Genomic DNA, 17,010 nt, shown 5'->3' with positions numbered 1-17,010 from the left:
ATGAGCCTCCCCGAAGAACTGCGCCTTGCTGCCCTCGAATACCATCGCCTGCCGCGCCCCGGCAAGATCAAGGTCACCCCGACCACCTCGCTGCTGACCCAGCGCGACCTGTCGCTGGCCTACTCGCCCGGCGTGGCCGCGGCCTGCGATGCGATCGTCGAGGATCCGACCTCGGCGGCCGAGTACACCGCGCGCTCGAACCTGGTGGCGGTGATCAGCAACGGCACCGCCGTGCTCGGCCTGGGCAACATCGGGCCGCTGGCGGCCAAGCCGGTGATGGAAGGCAAGGGCGTGCTGTTCCAGAAGTTCGCCGGCATCGACGTGTTCGACATCGAGATCGACGAGAACGACCCGGACAAGCTGGTCGACATCATCGCCAGCCTGGAGCCCACCTTCGGCGGCATCAACCTGGAAGACATCAAGGCGCCGGAATGCTTCATCGTCGAGCGCAAGCTGCGCGAGCGGATGAAGATCCCGGTGTTCCACGACGACCAGCACGGCACCTCGATCATCGTCGGTGCTGCGGTGATCAATGCGCTGGTGGTGGTCGGCAAGAAGATCGAGGACATCCGCGTGGCCACCACCGGCGCCGGCGCCGCGGGCATTGCCTGTCTCGACATGCTGGTGGCGCTGGGCGTGAAACCCGAACACATCCTGGCGTTCGATCGCCATGGCGTGATCCACACCGAGCGCACCGACCTCGACCCGGACAAGCAGCGCTACGCGCGCGACACCGGGGCGCGCACGCTGGCCGAGATCGTCGAGGGCGCAGACGTGTTCCTCGGCCTGTCGGCCGGCGGCATCCTGAAGCCGGAGATGGTCGCCACCATGGCTGCGCGGCCGGTCATCTTCGCGCTGGCCAACCCGAACCCGGAGATCACCCCGGAAGACGCCAAGGCGGTGCGGCCGGACTGCATCATGGCCACCGGCCGTTCGGATTACCCGAACCAGGTCAACAACGCGCTGTGCTTCCCCTACCTGTTCCGCGGCGCGCTGGACGTGGGCGCCACGGTGATCAACGAGGCGATGAAGATCGCCTGCGTGAAGGCGATCGCGGCGCTGGCGCGGCGCGAGTCGTCGGACGTCAGCGCGCGCGCCTACGGCGGCAAGCCGCCGAGCTTCGGCGCGGACTACCTGATCCCGCAGCCGTTCGACCCGCGCTTGCTGATCCAGCTGCCACCGGCGGTGGCGCGGGCGGCGATGGAGTCGGGCGTGGCGACGCGGCCGATCGCGGATTTCGCCGCGTACAACGACCAGCTGACCAGTTTCGTGTTCCGCACCGGGTTGCTGATGAAGCCGGTGTTCGAGCGGGCCAAGTCCGCGCCGTGCCGGCTGGTCTACGCCGAGGGCGAGGAAGAGACCGTGCTGCGCGCGGTGCAGGTGGTGGTCGACGAAGGCCTGGCGCGGCCCATTCTGATCGGCCGCCCGGAAGTGATCGAGAAGCGCATCCATCGCGCCGGCCTGCGCATCCGCCCGGGCGTGGACATCGAGATCTGCAACATCAACTTCGATCCGCGTTTCGACGACTACTGGCGGCACTACCATCGGCTGATGGAGCGCCGCGGGGTGACCCCGTCGATGGCCAAGGCGGTGGTGCGCTCGCGGCCCACCGCGATCGCCGCGCTGATGGTCGAGCGCGGCGAGGCCGACGCGATGATCTGCGGCCTGGTCGGCCAGTACCAGGGCAAGCTGCGCTACATCCGCGACATCATCGGCCTGGATGCCGGCGTGGTCGAACCGTCGGCGATGGCCGCGGTGTCCACCGACAAGGGCACCTTCTTCTACCTCGACACCCACGTGCAGGACGACCCCTGTCCCGAGCAGATCGCCGAGGCAACCCTGCAGGCGTCGATCCGGCTGAAGCTGTTCGGCATTGTGCCGAAGATCGCGCTGCTGTCCGGCGGCAACTTCGGCAGCCGCGACACCTGCGGCGCGAAGAAGATGCGCAAGGCGCTGGAGCTGATCCGCGCCCGCGCGCCGCGGCTGGAGGTGGAAGGCGAGATGCAGGCCGACGCGGCGCTGGTGCCCGCGCTGCGCGAGAAGCTGTTCCCGCACTCGCGGCTGGAAGGCAAGGCGAACGTGTTCGTGTTCCCCAACCTGGATGCGGCCAACATCGCCTACAACATGACCCGCATGCTCTCCGACGGCGTGGTGATCGGGCCGATCCTGATGGGCGTGGCCAAGCCGGCGCACATCCTGATGCCGCAGTCGACCGTGCGCCGGGTGGTGAACATGAGCGCGGTGGCCTGCGTCGAGGCGCAGATCCGCGCGGCGAATCGCCACACCGGCTGAGCCGGCCGGCGCGGGTCGGCCCGGCGTGGTCGCGATCGCCATCCGTCAGCGCATGGACGCCGAATTGGCGGCTCCCGGGTCCAGCCGCTAGACTTGGACGTCGATTCCGCCGAGGTCCCCGGCGGCGGGATGTCCCCCTTCAAGCATGGGCGCTGCAACGGTGCCGCGGAGAATCTTCATGGATCAGCTCGACGATATCCTCAACCAGGACATCGACCCCACCGAAACCCGCGAGTGGATCGACTCGCTCGACGCGGTGATCCATCACGACGGCACCGAGCGTGCGCATTTCCTGCTGGAGAAGATGGTCGACACCACCCGCCGTTCGGGTGGCCACCTGCCGTTCGACCCGACCACCGCTTACGTCAACACCATCGCGCCGGCGAACGAGGCGAAGAGCCCGGGCGACGCGGCCATGGAATGGCGCATCCGCTCGCTGATCCGCTGGAACGCGATGGCGATGGTGGTGCGCACCAACCGCAAGCCCGGCTCGCTGGGCGGCCACATCGCCAGCTTCGCCTCCTCGGCCACGCTGTACGACGTGGGCTTCAACCATTTCTGGCGCGCACCCGGCGCCGAGCATCCCGGCGACCTGATCGGCTACCAGGGCCACATCAGCCCCGGCATCTACGCGCGCTCCTTCATCGAAGGCCGCATCAGCGAGGATCAGCTCGACCTGTTCCGCGCCGACGTGGTCGGCCATGGCCGCTCGCTGACCTCCTACCCGCACCCGTGGCTGATGCCCGACTATTGGCAGATGCCCACGGTGTCGATGGGGCTGGGCCCGATCCAGGCGATCTACCAGGCGCAGTTCTTCCGCTACCTGGAAAACCGCGGCCTGGTGCCCAAGTCCGACCGCAAGGTGTGGTGCTTCCTCGGCGACGGCGAGGTGGACGAGCCCGAGTCGCTCGGCGCCATCGCGTTGGCCGGCCGCGAGGGGCTGGACAACCTGATCTTCGTGATCAACTGCAACCTGCAGCGCCTGGACGGCCCGGTGCGCGGCAACGGCAAGATCATCCAGGAACTCGAAGGCGTATTCCGCGGCGCCGGCTGGAACGCGATCAAGGTGATCTGGGGTTCCTACTGGGATCCGCTGCTGGCGCGCGACAACGACGGCATCCTGCGCAAGCTGATGATGGAAACCGTCGACGGCGAGTACCAGGCGTGCAAGGCGTTCGGCGGTGCGTACACGCGCGAGCACTTCTTCGGCAAGTACCCGCAGACCCGCGAGATGGTCGCCAACCTCAGCGACGACGACATCTGGCGGCTCAACCGCGGCGGCCACGACCCGCACAAGGTCTACGCCGCCTACCACGCGGCGGTGAACACCCAGGGCATGCCCACGGTGATCCTGGCCAAGACGGTGAAGGGCTACGGCATGGGCATCGGTTCGGGCGAGGCGGAGAACCCCACCCACCAGCAGAAGAAGATGACCGGCGACGCGGTGCGGCACTTCCGCGACCGCTTCCAGATCCCGATTGCCGACGACAAGCTCGACAGCGTGCCCTACTACCACCCCGGCGCGAACTCGGCCGAGGTGGAATACATGCTGGAGCGCCGCCGCGCGCTGGGCGGCTTCCTGCCGCAGCGCCGCCGCCGCACCGACGTGCCGTGCAAGGCGCCGGAGCTGTCCGCCTACGCGCAGATCACCACCGGCACCGGCGAGCGCGAGATCTCCAACACCATGGCGCTGGTGCGCGGCATGAACCTGTTGCTGCGCGACAAGCAGCTCGGCCCGCGGGTGGTGCCGATCGTGGCCGACGAGGCGCGCACCTTCGGCATGGAAGGCATGTTCCGCCAGATCGGCATCTACGCGCCGTTCGGCCAGAAGTACCGCCCGCAGGACGCCGACCAGCTGTTGTACTACCGCGAGGCGCAGGACGGCCAGGTGCTGCAGGAGGGCATCTCCGAGGCCGGCGGCGTGTCGGCGTGGATCGCCGCGGCCACCAGCTACTCGGTGTCCAACCAGCCGATGCTGCCGTTCTTCATCTACTACTCGTTCTTCGGCTTCCGCCGCGTCGGCGACCTGATCTGGGCCGCCGGCGACCAGCGCGCGCGCGGCTTCCTGATCGGCGCCACCGCCGGCGCCAGCTTCCCCGGCGAGGGCCTGCAGCACTCCGACTGCGCCTCGCAGCTGATGGCCGGCACCGTGCCCAACTGCCGCGCCTACGACCCGACCTTCTCCTACGAGGTGGCGGTGCTGCTGCATCGCGGCGTGCAGGAGATGTACGAGGAGCAGCAGGACGTCTTCTACTACATCACCACCACCAACGAGAACTACACCCACCCGGACATGCCCGAGGGCTGCTACGACGGCATCGTCAAGGGCATGTACCTGTTCCGGGATTCGGGAGCCGGCGCCGCCAAGGGCAAGGGCAAGAACGGTGCGCCGCGCGTGCAGCTGATGGCGGCCGGTGGTTCCGTGCGCGAGGCCGTCGCCGCGGCCGAGCTGCTGGAGGCCGACTTCGGCGTCAAGGCCGACGTGTGGTCCTGCCCCAGCTTCAGCGAGCTGTCGCGTGACGGCTTCGACTGCGAGCGCTGGAACCGCCTGCACCCGGAAGCCAAGGCGCCGCGCGTGCCGCACGTCACGCAGTGCCTGGCCGACCGCGACGGCCCGGTGATCGCCGCCAGCGAGTACGTGCGCGGCGTGGTGGACCAGGTGCGCGCGTTCGTGCCCGAGGGCCGCTCCTTCACCGCGCTGGGCGCCGACGGCTACGGCCGCTCGGACACCCGCGAGCACCTGCGCGAGTTCTTCGAGCTGAGCCGCTACTGGATCGCCCATGCCGCGCTGGCCGCGCTGGCGAAGGAAGGCAAGGTCAACGCCAAGGACGTGGCGCGCGCGATCCGCGAGTACAAGCTCGACCCGGACAAGCCGAACCCGCTGACGGTGTGAGCGATCGGGTGCCCGGCGCCAAGGTCAGGGAAAGCCGCCGCGAGGCGGCTTTCCTTTGCGGCTATTCCGACAGCGCGTGCTGGATCGCTTCCAGCCCATGGCCGCGCGTCTCGATGCCGCTGCGCGCCAGCAGCCAGGCGGCGGCGATCATCGGCAGCGCGAGCATCAGCGCGGACAGCATGAAGTGTTCGAACAGGCCGGCCACGCCGACCAGTGCGCCGAGGATGCCGCCGAACTTCGAGCCCCCGGCGATCAGCCCTGCGCCGGTGCTGCGCAGGTGCACCGGATAGATCTCCGCCGCGTACGGGATCAGCGTGGCGATCACCCCGCTGATGCTCAGCAGCAACGCCACCGTGCCGACGATGGTCAGCGTCGTCGAGCGCAGGTCGGCCAGCGCGATGGCGAAGAAGAACAGCAGCGACAGCGCGGTCAGCGCGATGAACAGCACCAGGCTGCGGATGCTGCTCCAGCGTTGGTAGGCCCATACCACCAGGGCGATGCCGGGCAGGGCGATGATCGCCGAGCGTGCCAGCAGCGCGGCGCTGGCCTGTGCGTCGATGCCCAGCGCCACCAGGTTCGCCGGCAGCCACAGCAGGAAGCCGAAGTTGGCCAGGCCCCAAGCCACCGCGCACACCATCAGACCCCAGCTGATCGCCGCATGCCGGCCGCGCAGCAACTGGCGCAGGCCGATGCGCGCGGCCGCCGGCGACCGCGCGCGGGCGGCGTCGCCGGCAGACGCGACGGCCACCGCCGCCGCGCCGCCGGAGAAGCGCTGCAGCACCGCGCGCGCCTGCTCCTCCAGCCCGGCCAGGGCGAGGAAGCGCGGCGACTCGGGGATGTAGCGGTTGAGCAGGATGATCAGCGCGCCGGTGGGCAGGTTGAGCAACCACAGCGCGCGCCAGCTCCACGCCGGCTCGAACAGCGCGGCGGCACCGGAGGCCAGCAGGTAGCCGACCGAGCTGCCGACGCCGCCCAGCGCCACCAGCAGCCAGCCGCGATGGCGGGTCGGGATGGTCTCGGCCATCAGGGTGAAGGTGATCGGCAGCATGCCGCCGGCGGCGGCGCCCATCATGAAGCACATCACCAGATTCCAGCCGAACGCCGGCATCGCGCCGCAGATCGCGGTGCCCATGAACATCAGCGCCGACAGCAGGATCGTCGCGCGGCGGCCGAACAGGTCGCCGAGCCGGCCCCACACGATCGAGCCGACCACGGTGCCAGTCAGCGCCGACAGCGCCAGCCAGCCGGCGGTCGCGCCGCTGATGCCGTATTCGGCCGACAGGCCCGGCATCACGAAACCGATCGTGGCCGGCTTCATCACGTCCACCGCCAGCGCGACGGTCAGCACGCCGACCAGCTTCCAGTGTTCGCGGTTGAGCGGCACGTGGTCGGCGGCGTGGAACGGCAATGGCTCGCGATCGGGGTGCAGCGTGCGCCGCATCTGCTGCAGCCGCGGCATCAGGCCATAGCCGGCGAGCAGCACGCCGAGCGGCACCAGCGCCATGCCGACCAGCATCAGGTTGTCCATCGGCATGCCGGCGAGGCGGAAGTGCATCGGCGCGGCCATCGCCAGCATCGGCAGGTGTGCCAGCACGCCGGCGATCACCGCGGTGCAGCCGAGCCAGAACGCCACCGGGTGGTGGAAGGAGAGGTCTTTCGAGCGCATGGATCGGCCGGCTGCGGGCGGTGATCCAGCTTAGCAGCGGCGGCACGCCCGGCAGACGGCCAGGCGGCAACCCGTCGGCGGCGGGTGCCTGCGGGTTGCCGGCGAAGCGCCGCGCGCGGCGCTTCGCGCGGCGCCGGCGGTCACTCGTCGTCGTCGCTGCGGAAGGCGCGGCGCAGCAGCAGGAAGGCGCCGAGGGTGCCGGCGACGATGGCCGCAGTGGCCAGCGGGTGGCGGTTCACCTGGCGGCGCAGCCGGCGATAGTGGTAGTTCGCCTCGTCGGCAAGATCCTCGGCGGTATGCGACAGCCGGCGGCCGTAGGCATCGCCGCGCTGGCCCCAGCGTGCGCGCAGGTCGCGCGCGCGGTCGTACAGGGTGTGCGCCCGCTCGCTGGCGCCGTCGGCGTAGCGGTGCACCTGTTCGCCTGCGCGTTCGCCGGCGTCGCGAAGCTGGCGTTCGATATCGTGCTTGCGCATCGGTGTTCTCCTCGACGGCCCGGTGGCACAGCGTGCCAGCGCCGTCGTGAGCGAGGCGTAAACAGCGCCGCCCGCTGGCGCGAACCGTTCAGCCGAGCCGGTATTCCCCGCCCTGCTGCAGCGCACGCTGGTACGCCGGGCGGGCGTGGATCTGCCGCAGGAACGCGCACAGCCGCGGGTGGCGCTCGTCCAGCCCGCCGCGCGCGGCGAACGCCTCCAGCGGGAAACTGAGCTGGATGTCGGCGACGCTGAACGCGTCGCCGCCGAACCACGCGTGCTTGCCCAGCTCGCCTTCGAGGTAGTCCAGGTGCAGCTTCAGTTGCGGGTCGACGAAGCTGCGTTGCACCTTGCGCGCGATGCTTCTGGCGACCGGCTTCACGAAGAACGGCGCGGGTGCGCTTTCCACCCGCCGGAACACCAGCTTCAGCAACAGTGGCGGCATCGCCGAGCCCTCGGCGTAATGCAGCCAGTAGTTGCAGCGCAGCCGCTCGGGCGTGCCGTGCGCGGGGATCAGGCTGTCGGCGCCGTAGCGGTCGGCGAGGTATTCGACGATCGCGCCGGATTCGGCCAGGGTGAGTTCGCCATCGGTGATCACCGGCGACTTGCCCAGCGGATGCATGGCGCGCAATTCCGTCGGCGCCAGCATGGTTTTCGGGTCGCGCCGGTAACGCTTGAGCTCGTACGGCACGCCAAGCTCTTCCAGCAGCCACAGGATGCGCTGCGAGCGCGAGTTGTCGAGGTGGTGGACGACGATCATGGGCTGTTCCATCGGGTTTCGTTTGCACAAGGATGTCGGCCGGCGATGCGCCGTGGCGAATCCCGCGGACTCTCGCCGGGATCGGCGATTCAGTAGATCTCGCCGACGCAGCAGCGCAGGCTGCCGCCGGCTTTCTCGATCTCGTCCAGTGCCACCGCATCGAGCGCGAAGCCGTAGCCGGCCAGCGCCTCGCGCTGCGCGTCGGTCAACGCGGCGGCGGCGCCGGCGCTCATCCACACGCGTTCGTCGGACAGGGTGATCGCGTTGCCGGCGAAGGCCTGCTTCTGCGCCGGGCTCAGCCAGATCGCGCGACCGCCGCAAGCCTGCGCGATCGCCTGCGCCGCGGCCGGGTCGCGAAAGCCGTCGGCGGCGATGATCGCGGCGCGACTGGCCAGCAGCGCCAGCACCACGTTGGTGTGGTACTCGGACGCGGCCAGCTCGAAGCAGTAGGTGAGGCGCAGGCCGAACGCCTGGTGCATCGCCTCGGCACCGGCCAGGTTGCAGCGTTCGCCGATGCCGCAGTAGCCGATGCCGCGGACGCGGTCGATGACCAGCGAACCGGTCAGCTCGGCGACCAGGCCGCTGCAGCCGGACAGGTCGATCTCGTCGTAGCCGAGCAGGTCGCCGAAGAATGCGCGGATGTCGGCGCGCGCGGCTTCGCGCTGGCGCACCGGGTGGCGCATGCGGCCGACGATCAGCCGCCCCGGCGCGGTGGCGAACACGTTGTTCGGGAACACCGCGTCGGGCGTCGCCGGGTCGCCGGGAAAGGTGATCACCGGCACGTCCGCGCGCAGCGCCTGCGCCAGCGCACCGTGCTGGGCCAGCGCCCGCAGCGGGTCGACCGTGCGGCTCAGGTCCATGTAGCGGTTGTCGCGCGCCGATTCCTGCGCCAGCGCGAATCCGGCCGGCGCGACCAGGAACGCCGCCCGCGCGGTCGCGGCGGCCTCCGGCAGCGGCGCCAGGGCGGCGCAGGCGTCGAGGAATTCGGTGGGTGAGGTGGTGATCACGCGGCGGCTCCCTGCGCTGGCGGACATCGAAAGACGCCCTCGCAGCATAGCCGCTGCCGGTGCGGCCCGCGCAGCAGCTTCCCGGTGACGTTGCCGATGGCGGCAGGCGGCGGACCTCGTGGCGGCCCGGTGCCTCCGTTCAGCTGGCGGACGGGTGAATTGACGCGCGCTTGCCGCCTTGTCGACCAAGCTGGCGGCCGCTCCCATCACGCGAGGCGAACCCCATGGGCAGAGCGGCGGAACGTGTCTATACCGACCCGGCCAGCATTCGGCGGCTCGAATCGCTGATCGGGGAATTGCCGGCCAATGGCCACGTCGTGCTGCTGCTCAAGGACGGCAGCAGCTGCGACGGCGTGGTCGTCACGCGACCGAACGTGCAGCTTTTTCGTGATGCCGATGAGCGCGAAGGGATCAATGCCACGGTGAAACTGGAACGCCCCGACGTGCCGGCGTGGAGTCGGCAGGTCTGGCTCGATCAGATCGCGCGGGTCGAACACGTCGATTCGATCATGGCGAGCGAAAACTGAGCGGGCGAAACGTCCGGCGGCCGCGAGTCCGGCATGCGCCGGACTCGCGGCCGCGGACAACCGCCGGATTGTTCCGCGGGCTCCGGGTTCAGGCCAGGTCGTCGGCCAGTCGTGGCGGCATGGCCGGCGCAGGAGCCCGCGCCGGTGCCGGATCGAGGCCGAAGCATGGCCGCAGCCAGCGCACCCGGCGTATCACGAACTCGTGCAGCAGCGCGCAGCCGCCGACGGTGGCGAGCAGGATCAGCGCGGGCTCGGCCACCGGCCCCAGCCGCAGCGGCATCAGCTGCCAGGCGAACAGCAACAGCAGGCTCTGGTGCAGCACGTACCACGGGTAGACCGCCTCGCGCGCATACGGCAACCAGCGGAACGGACGATCCAGATACGCATGACCCCAGCCGAGCACGGCGACGATCGCGCTCCACAGGTAGAGGTAGTGCAGCGCACGCACCGTCAGCACCAGCGGCAGCGCGGCATCGTCCGGCAGAGTCTGGATGCCGAGCAGGTAGCCCGCGAAACAGCCGAGCGCCGTCAGCAGCGACGCCCGGCGCAGCCGTGCCAGTTCCGCCCAGAGGCCGGCGTCGGTGCCGAGCAGGTAGCCGTACAGGAACACCGTGGCGTAGATCGCATGCGCGTACCAGTCGCCCCACAGCGCCCCGGTCACCGGATAGCGGCTGGCCAGCAACGAAGCCCACAGCAGCAACGGCAGCGCGGGCAACAGCAGCAGGCGCGCGCCGCGCAACTTCAGGCAGGCCCCGCGCAGGCGCTGGCCCGGGCGCGATTCCAGCAGCGGCAGCAGGGCCAGCAACAGCATCGTGTAGACCCACAGATAGGGCAGGTACCACAGGTGGTTCCAGGTGAAGCCGTACTGCCAGCCGGTGAACGCGCCGGCCGGCCACGGGCCGCCGCTCCAGTAGCGCAGCAGGAAATGGCCGAAGCCCGGCGCGACCAGATGATTGGCCAGCCCCTGCACGTACGGCTGGATCGGGATCACCACCAGCATGCCGAAGACCAGCGGCAGCAGCAGGCGCAGGCTGCGCTTGCCGGCCAGCCGGCCGAGGCTGCCACGCCGACGCATGAAGTTCACCGCCAGCCCGGAGACCAGGAACAGCAGCTCCATCCGCCAGCGGTTGAGGAACAGCATCGGGTATTGCAGCCATTCGGTGGTGTGGCTGCTCTTGAGATGGAAATCCCAGCCGGCCCCGGCCACGTACAGCATCGCGGCGTGGTACAGGATCAGCAGGCCGAAGGCGAGCACGCGCAGCGCGTCGATGTCGTGGCGGCGGTTCATGGCGACTCCACAGGTGGGGAAAGTGACCGCCAGACTGCCGTGGCGAGCGCTCCCCCGTCGTGGCGCAAGTGACCGTTGGCCGGGCCGCTGTGACGAATCGCGGCGGGCAGGGGCGAGCCGCGGGGACGAGTTGCGTAGAATCCGCCGCATGACCACGACCCGCGGCCACACCTTCTACCAGCGCTGGCGGCGGCCGCTCGAAGTGACGGCCTGGCTGCTGTTCGTCGCGCTGAACGCCACCTTCAACAGCATCGACTCGCGCATCGACCACGCCGGCCGGGTGGCCGGCTGGGAGCCGTGGGTGTGGGAGTGGAGCAGTGCGCTGGTGCTGCTGGCGCTGCTGCCGGCGGTGATCGCCGTGGAGCGGCGCTGGCCGATCCGCTTCGATACCTGGCGGCGCCACCTGCCGCTGCACCTGCTGGCCAGCCTGCCGTTCAGCCTGATCCACGTCGGCGGCATGATCGCGTTGCGCACGCTGGCCTATGCCATGGCCGGGGCGCACTACGATTTCGGCGCGTGGTGGTTCAACTTCGGCTACGAATACCTCAAGGACATCCGCACCTACTTCCTGATCGTCGGCACACTGGTGCTGTACCGGCTGTGGTGGCTGCGCCAGCAGGGCGAGGCGAAACTGCTGGCCGCGCCGGACGAGGGCGCGCCGGTGGAGCCGGTGGAGCGGCCAGAGCGTTTCCTGGTGCGCAAGCTGGGCAAGGAGTTCCTGCTCAACGCCAGCGAGATCGAGTGGCTGCAGGCCTCGGGCAACTACGTGAACCTGCACGTGCGCGGGCGCGACTATCCGCTGCGCGCCACCATGGCCGGGATCGAGGAGCGGCTGGACCCGGCGCGCTTCGTGCGGGTGCACCGCAGCCATTTCGTCAACCTCGATTACCTCGTCGAGATCGAACCGCTGGAAAGCGGCGACGCACGCTTGCAGATGCGCGATGGCGCGAAGATCCCCTGCAGCCGGCGCTACCGCGCCGCGCTGCGCGAGCGTTTCGGCCAGGCGGATTGAGCTGGTGCGGTTGCGTGGCGACCGCGGATCGTTCCAAGCTAGCGGCCTGTTCCCGTCAGGTATGCCGCCGATGAACCGCGCTTTTCCCCGCCTTGCCCCGCTGGCTCTCTGCGCCGCCTGGTTGCTCGCCGGCTGCTCGCCGCAGGGCGGCGCGCCGGCGCCGACCGCGGAGCAGCAGCAGGCTCAGGCGCAGGCGGCCGACGCGGCGCGCAACCTCGACACCTACCGCCAGCTGCTGCGCATCGGCAACGACGAGATGGCGGTGTCGATGGGCAAGGACATCCTCAAGCGCTACCCCGACAGCGACGCCGCGAAGGAAGTGCACAAGACCCTGCCGGCGATCGAGCAGCGCTACACCGCGGCCAGCGAGAAGAGCCGGCTGGCCGCATTGTGGCTGTACCAGGTGGCGCCGATGGCCGGCGGCACGCAGTCCACCGCCACCATCGAGAACAGCCAGCCGGCCGACGGCGAGCGCGTGCGGCTGGTGCTGCGCCGGCACACCGCGTGGGGCCAGAGCGTGTTCCTGTACGGCAGCAAGCCCGGCTTCGTCTGCCGCGGCAACTGCACCCTCGCCGCCACGGTCGACGGCAAACCGGTGCGGATCAAGGCGTTCGCGCCGTCCACCGGCGAGCCGGCGCTGATGATCCGCGACGACAACGCGTTCATCGCGATGCTGCGCAAGGCGAAGAAGATCGGCATGGGCGTCACCCTGGTCGACGGCGAGAAGAAGCAGACCCTGGTCTACGAGGTGGGCGGTTTCGACCCGGCAAAGTGGGTCGCCGTGGGCAAGGGCAGCAAGAAGTAGCCTGTCCGCGCCGGGCGGCGTCAACCGAAACGGTGTCCGTGCGTCTGGACAGGAAAGTCTCCATCGAGGGCCGCCTCATGTCCCAGTCACCCCTGATCCCTGCCGGCGCACTGCTGCTTGGTCTGTTGTGCGCCGGTTGCTCCAGCGTGCCCTACGCCCAGCGCATGAGCGAGCGCCAGGCCGCCTATGCGGCGGCGGCCGGCGCGCCGGTGCGCAGCTTCCGCTTCTTCAGCCTGTACTCGTGGGAGCCGCTCGGCGACACCCAACTGGCCGTCTACACGCAGCCGAACAAGGCCTGGTTGCTGGACCTCGGCGGCTGCCAGGAGCTGCGCTTCGTCAACAGCATCGGGCTCACCTCCAACCTCAACCAGGTGATGGTGGGCTTCGACAAGGTGCTCACCGGGCGGCACAACTTTCCCTGCACCATCACGCAGATCCGCCCGGTCGAGGTGAAAAGCCTGAAGCTCGCGCAACAGCAGCAGCGGCAGATCGAGAGCGCGGCGCGCGAAGGGCAGCCGCCCGCCGCGGCGCACTGAGTCACGCGCCGACGCTGGCCATGCCGGCGTCGGTCAGTGCAGGAACAGCTTCTCGGTGATCTTCGCCAGCGGCTTTTCCAGCGCACTCTGCAGGCGCGGCGGCAGGTCCAGTGGCTTGAGCAGCATCTTCACCGTCATCGCGGCCGGGATGTTCCGGCGCAGCCGGCCCTGCGCGCGGTCGCTGAGGCGGCGGAATTCGGCCTCGTTGCCCTGGTGCTGCGGGTAGCACTGGTTGAACACGTGGCGCAGCGCGATGTCGCTGTCCTCGCTCTTGATCTCGTTGACCCGGCGCAGCAGCGCGCGGAACACCTGGTAGCGGCCGAAGCCTTCGCGCTCGCGGTAGCGTCGGTAGTGCTGGTAGAAATATTTGAAGTGGCGAACCTCGTCGCTCTTGATGTGGTTGGTCAGCTGCTTCAGTACCGGTTCGTCGGTGATGTCGTTGAGCGCGCGGTACAGGCTGGCGGTGCCAGTTTCCACCACGCAGCGCGCGGCCAGCTCCAGCCCGCGGCAGGGTTCCAGCTGCTCGGCGGTGCACACCGCGGCGTACGCGTTCCAGAACGCGGCGAAGCCCTTGTCCCAGTCGAACTCCGGCCAGACCTTCCTGACGTAGGCGGCCAGCGCGCGGCCATGCTGCAGCTCCTCGTGCTCCCAGTGCTGGCTGAGCCAGGCGCCCAGTTCCTCGTCGCCGGCGAAATGGTCGACCAGGTTGCGCGCGTAGAGGTCCGAGCCGCTTTCGACGAAGGACGAGCTGCACAGCAGGAAGAACAGATCCTCGTCGTGGCGCACGCGGGCGAGCTCGATGCGCTCGAGGTCGATGCTTTCCAGGGTCCAGGGCAGGGCGGTGGATGGATTCAAGGCGAATGTCCCCGTGCGGCGATGGCTGCGGCGGCTGGTGGCCTGTCCGCAGATGACGGCAAGATGACACAGGATACGGCCTGGCCGCAGTGGCGGATTAACGTCGGCCGACTTAGCGCACCACCGTCACCGGCACGTGCGCGCGCGCCAGCACGTTGCCGGACACCGAGCCGAGCAGCCAGCGCGCCAGCGCGCCGCGCTCGGTATGGCCGATCACGATGTGGTCCACGCCGTGCTGTTCGATCTGGCTCAGCAGCACGTCGCCGGGGCTGCCCAGGGTCAGTTCGACGTCGATCAGGTCGGCCGCCTCCGGCACGATCGCGGTCAGCTCCTCAAGCAGTTCCTGCGCGCGTTCGGTGCCGTTGTCGGCCATCATCAGGGCGCAGGCGTCGGCGCCGCCTTCGGTGACCTGCAGTACCGACACCACGCGCACCCGGCCGTGGCTGCAGCGGGCCAGCTCGACCGCGAACTCGAACGCGCGGCGGGAGGCATCCGAGCCGTCGTAACCGACCAGCGAATACTTGACCATGGTGCTCCCTCGCCTCGTCGGCCGCAGCGTCGTGCCGAGTCTATGCGGGGCGTCCGCCGCGCCACAACCGCGGGGCCGCTCCCGGTGCGCCGGGTGCCGGTCTGCGCGACGCGCCGCTACCGCCGCCTCAGCGGCGAAAGCCTGAACGGACAGTCATGCTTCTGCACGCGGCTGTCACGCCGCCCTGCACAATCTGCGCTCACCCCGCCGCGGCTGCCGCCCCACCTCGCAGCCGCAGCGCATGACGAACCCCACCCGCAGAAAGCGAAGGAGACGACGATGATCAAGCGTACGTTTGGAATGGCTGCCCTGGTAATCGCCTGCGCGGGCGCCGCAACCGCCCTGCCGGCCGGCAGCGCAAGGGCCGCCGAGGCCTCGGTGAAGTGCGATCTGGTGTACAACCTGTCCGGTTGGTCGCTGATCTACAAGCACGCCGAGGGCAGCGGCACCATCACCTGCGACAACGGCCAGCGCGCGAACGTGAAGATCGCCGTGGTCGGTGGCGGCCTCACCGCCGGCAAGTACCACATCGACAACGGCAAGGGCGAGATCAGCAAGGTGCACGACATCGCCGACGTCTACGGTGACTACGCGCAGGCCGGCGCCGAGGCCGGCGTGGTGAAGAGCGGCAGCGCGCAGGTGCTGACCAAGGGCACCACCTCGCTGGCGTTGTCCGGCACCGGCGAAGGCGTGAACCTGGGCGTCTCGATCGGCAAGTTCACCATCAGCAAACGCTGATCGCACCGGGGTGACGAAGAAGGGCGCCGCACGGCGCTCTTCTTCATGGACGCGCGTAAACTTCGCAGCCTGCAGCCGTGCCTCTTGCCCGAGTGGAGCATCCGCGATGCGTCGTCTTTGCCGTTTGTTTGCCCCGCCCCTGCCGCGCGTTCCGGCCAGCCCGAAGGCGGCCGCCTGATGTCGCCGGCGGTGCGCAACGATCCCGCGCCGGCGCGGCGTTTCGCGGCGTGGGCGGTCGGCCCGTGGGTACTGCTGCTGTTTGCCGCGCTGGGCTTCGTGCAGTACCTGCGGCATGCCGAATACCTCTACCTGGCGGCCGCCCTGCTGGTCATCGTGGCCTGCGCCGGCTGCATCCTGCGCCAGGCGTGGGCGCGCCCGGTGCTGCAGCTGCTGGCCGTGCTGCTGGCCGCGTGGGCGCTGGTGACGGCGGCGCTGATGCTGCAGCAAGCGGGCGATTTCGATACCGCCAGGCAGCATGCGCTGGCGCAGCCGCAACTGGGCGAGGTCGCGCTGTGGATGATCGCACGGGCCGAACGCACCTGGCAGGTCGGCCTGGCGCTCAAGGCCGCCGCGATCCCGTTGTTGTTGTGGCTAGCCTGGCAACTGGGCCGGTCGACGGTACGCGCGCAATTCCGTCCGCGGCGTCGCGGACGGTTGTAGCTGCTGGCGCTAGACTGCGCGAGAGGCTCACGCTGAGGGGACAGGGATGAAGCATTGGCCGATCGGTTTGTTCTGCGTATTGCTGTCGGGCGCCGCGCTGGCTGCCGGGCCCGCCGCGGTGCGCAAGCGAGTACAGGCAAGCATGCTGCTTACCGGAACGATCGTGGTGGCACCGGACGGCAGCGTCCGCAGCTATGTCATCGACAAGGTGGAGAAGCTGCCGTCCGTGGTGACCGGGCTGCTTGCCAAGAACATTCCGAACTGGAAGTTCGAGCCCACCCTGCTCGACGGCAAGCCGGTGGCGGCCAAGGCGACGATGAGCCTGCGCCTCGTCGCCAAGCCAGTGGGTGACGACGATTACTCGGTCGGCATCAGCGGTACCCAGTTCGGGCAGCAGGTGCCGGGTGAATCCATCACTTACAAGGATCAGGTGCGGCCGACGTATCCGCCCCAGGCGGTGCGGGCCCACGTATCCGGCACGGTCTATCTGGTGCTGCGCGTGGGGCGGCAGGGGCGGGTGCAAAAGGCCGAGGCCGAACAGGTCAACCTGGTGATGGTGGCCAGCGACCACGAAATGGAGCGGTGGCGCAAGGTGCTCGCCAACTCCGCCCTGGCGGCGGCGCGCGAGTGGACCTTCAACTTGCCGACGTCCGGCAGGCACGTGGGTGACCAGTACTGGGTGGCACGGGTGCCCGTGACGTACAACCTGAGGAGGCTCGGCGAGATCCGGGGCGACGATTACGGCGAGTGGCGGCCCTATGTGCCCGGCCCAAGGCAACTGGTGCCCTGGATTGACGACTCACGGCTGCTGTCCGGCAGCGCGGATGCGCTTCCGGACGGAGGCATCCATCCACTCGAAACGGGTGGCCTGCGACTGATCACGCCACCGGGCGGCGCCTGAGCCGTCCCGTGTTGCCGCGAGCGCCCCGTTTTGCTGCGCGTTCGCGTTTCGGAGCGAGAGCCACGTTCAGC

The 17,010-nt window shown here is 69.5% G+C and carries 16 protein-coding genes; 9 read left to right on the top strand and 7 right to left on the bottom strand.

The window, feature by feature from the left end:
• Both R2APBS1_RS16920 and aceE read left to right on the top strand, forming a co-directional pair.
• Positions 1-2,292 (top strand): NADP-dependent malic enzyme, encoded by a 2,292-nt coding sequence (locus R2APBS1_RS16920; RefSeq protein WP_015448846.1) that lies wholly within the window; start codon positions 1-3, stop codon positions 2,290-2,292.
• A gap of 178 nt (positions 2,293-2,470) precedes the next feature.
• Positions 2,471-5,185, top strand: coding sequence for a pyruvate dehydrogenase (acetyl-transferring), homodimeric type (aceE, locus tag R2APBS1_RS16915; protein WP_007509767.1), 2,715 nt, complete (start codon positions 2,471-2,473; stop codon positions 5,183-5,185).
• Positions 5,186-5,246: 61 nt separating this feature from the next.
• On the opposite strand, the gene R2APBS1_RS16910 is transcribed toward aceE, so the two are convergent.
• The 4 genes from R2APBS1_RS16910 to R2APBS1_RS16895 all read right to left on the bottom strand — a co-directional run bounded on the left by R2APBS1_RS16910 (position 5,247) and on the right by R2APBS1_RS16895 (position 9,088).
• A complete protein-coding gene (locus R2APBS1_RS16910) occupies positions 5,247-6,851 on the bottom strand; it encodes an MFS transporter (RefSeq protein WP_007509765.1) in 1,605 nt (534 codons plus the stop codon).
• 140 nt (positions 6,852-6,991) lie between these two features.
• The gene (locus R2APBS1_RS16905) at positions 6,992-7,324 is read right to left on the bottom strand and encodes a hypothetical protein (protein ID WP_015448845.1); all 333 of its coding nucleotides are present in this window, start codon (positions 7,322-7,324) and stop codon (positions 6,992-6,994) included.
• A gap of 88 nt (positions 7,325-7,412) precedes the next feature.
• Positions 7,413-8,081: a glutathione S-transferase family protein gene (locus R2APBS1_RS16900; RefSeq protein ID WP_007509760.1), complete on the bottom strand. Its 669-nt coding sequence runs from the start codon at positions 8,079-8,081 to the stop codon at positions 7,413-7,415.
• A gap of 89 nt (positions 8,082-8,170) precedes the next feature.
• Complete coding sequence (locus tag R2APBS1_RS16895) at positions 8,171-9,088, bottom strand: arginine deiminase-related protein (RefSeq protein WP_041676819.1); 918 nt, start codon at positions 9,086-9,088, stop codon at positions 8,171-8,173.
• A gap of 224 nt (positions 9,089-9,312) precedes the next feature.
• Here R2APBS1_RS16895 and R2APBS1_RS16890 point away from each other — a divergent pair, with 224 nt between their 5' ends.
• The gene (locus R2APBS1_RS16890; protein ID WP_015448843.1) at positions 9,313-9,615 is read left to right on the top strand and encodes a DUF3247 family protein; all 303 of its coding nucleotides are present in this window, start codon (positions 9,313-9,315) and stop codon (positions 9,613-9,615) included.
• Positions 9,616-9,703: 88 nt separating this feature from the next.
• On the opposite strand, the gene R2APBS1_RS16885 is transcribed toward R2APBS1_RS16890, so the two are convergent.
• Positions 9,704-10,903 (bottom strand): acyltransferase family protein, encoded by a 1,200-nt coding sequence (locus R2APBS1_RS16885; RefSeq protein ID WP_007509753.1) that lies wholly within the window; start codon positions 10,901-10,903, stop codon positions 9,704-9,706.
• Between the two features lie 148 nt (positions 10,904-11,051).
• Between R2APBS1_RS16885 and R2APBS1_RS16880 the strand changes: the two genes are divergently transcribed.
• From R2APBS1_RS16880 to R2APBS1_RS16870, 3 genes are all read left to right on the top strand, one after another.
• Positions 11,052-11,915 carry a LytTR family DNA-binding domain-containing protein gene (locus tag R2APBS1_RS16880; protein ID WP_015448842.1) on the top strand — a complete coding sequence of 288 codons (864 nt, stop codon included), beginning with the start codon at positions 11,052-11,054 and terminating at the stop codon, positions 11,913-11,915.
• Positions 11,916-11,985: 70 nt separating this feature from the next.
• Positions 11,986-12,720: a hypothetical protein gene (locus R2APBS1_RS16875; RefSeq protein ID WP_007509747.1), complete on the top strand. Its 735-nt coding sequence runs from the start codon at positions 11,986-11,988 to the stop codon at positions 12,718-12,720.
• Between the two features lie 77 nt (positions 12,721-12,797).
• Positions 12,798-13,256 (top strand): DUF6491 family protein, encoded by a 459-nt coding sequence (locus R2APBS1_RS16870; RefSeq protein WP_007509746.1) that lies wholly within the window; start codon positions 12,798-12,800, stop codon positions 13,254-13,256.
• A gap of 33 nt (positions 13,257-13,289) precedes the next feature.
• On the opposite strand, the gene R2APBS1_RS16865 is transcribed toward R2APBS1_RS16870, so the two are convergent.
• Together R2APBS1_RS16865 and R2APBS1_RS16860 are read right to left on the bottom strand one after the other, a co-directional pair.
• Positions 13,290-14,111 (bottom strand): ferritin-like domain-containing protein, encoded by an 822-nt coding sequence (locus R2APBS1_RS16865; protein ID WP_007509744.1) that lies wholly within the window; start codon positions 14,109-14,111, stop codon positions 13,290-13,292.
• 112 nt (positions 14,112-14,223) lie between these two features.
• Complete coding sequence (locus tag R2APBS1_RS16860) at positions 14,224-14,640, bottom strand: universal stress protein (RefSeq protein ID WP_007509741.1); 417 nt, start codon at positions 14,638-14,640, stop codon at positions 14,224-14,226.
• Positions 14,641-14,919: 279 nt separating this feature from the next.
• Here R2APBS1_RS16860 and R2APBS1_RS16855 point away from each other — a divergent pair, with 279 nt between their 5' ends.
• The 3 genes from R2APBS1_RS16855 (at position 14,920) to R2APBS1_RS16845 (ending at position 16,939) form a co-directional block, all read left to right on the top strand.
• Positions 14,920-15,378: a hypothetical protein gene (locus R2APBS1_RS16855; protein WP_007509739.1), complete on the top strand. Its 459-nt coding sequence runs from the start codon at positions 14,920-14,922 to the stop codon at positions 15,376-15,378.
• Between the two features lie 177 nt (positions 15,379-15,555).
• Positions 15,556-16,038 carry a hypothetical protein gene (locus tag R2APBS1_RS16850; protein WP_007509737.1) on the top strand — a complete coding sequence of 161 codons (483 nt, stop codon included), beginning with the start codon at positions 15,556-15,558 and terminating at the stop codon, positions 16,036-16,038.
• 46 nt (positions 16,039-16,084) lie between these two features.
• A complete protein-coding gene (locus tag R2APBS1_RS16845; protein ID WP_015448840.1) occupies positions 16,085-16,939 on the top strand; it encodes an energy transducer TonB in 855 nt (284 codons plus the stop codon).
• Positions 16,940-17,010 lie beyond the last annotated feature (71 nt).

Source organism: Rhodanobacter denitrificans (assembly GCF_000230695.2).
In the GTDB taxonomy this organism is placed as follows: Bacteria; Pseudomonadota; Gammaproteobacteria; order Xanthomonadales; family Rhodanobacteraceae; genus Rhodanobacter; species Rhodanobacter denitrificans.
This window is presented reverse-complemented; position numbering and strand designations above follow the sequence as displayed.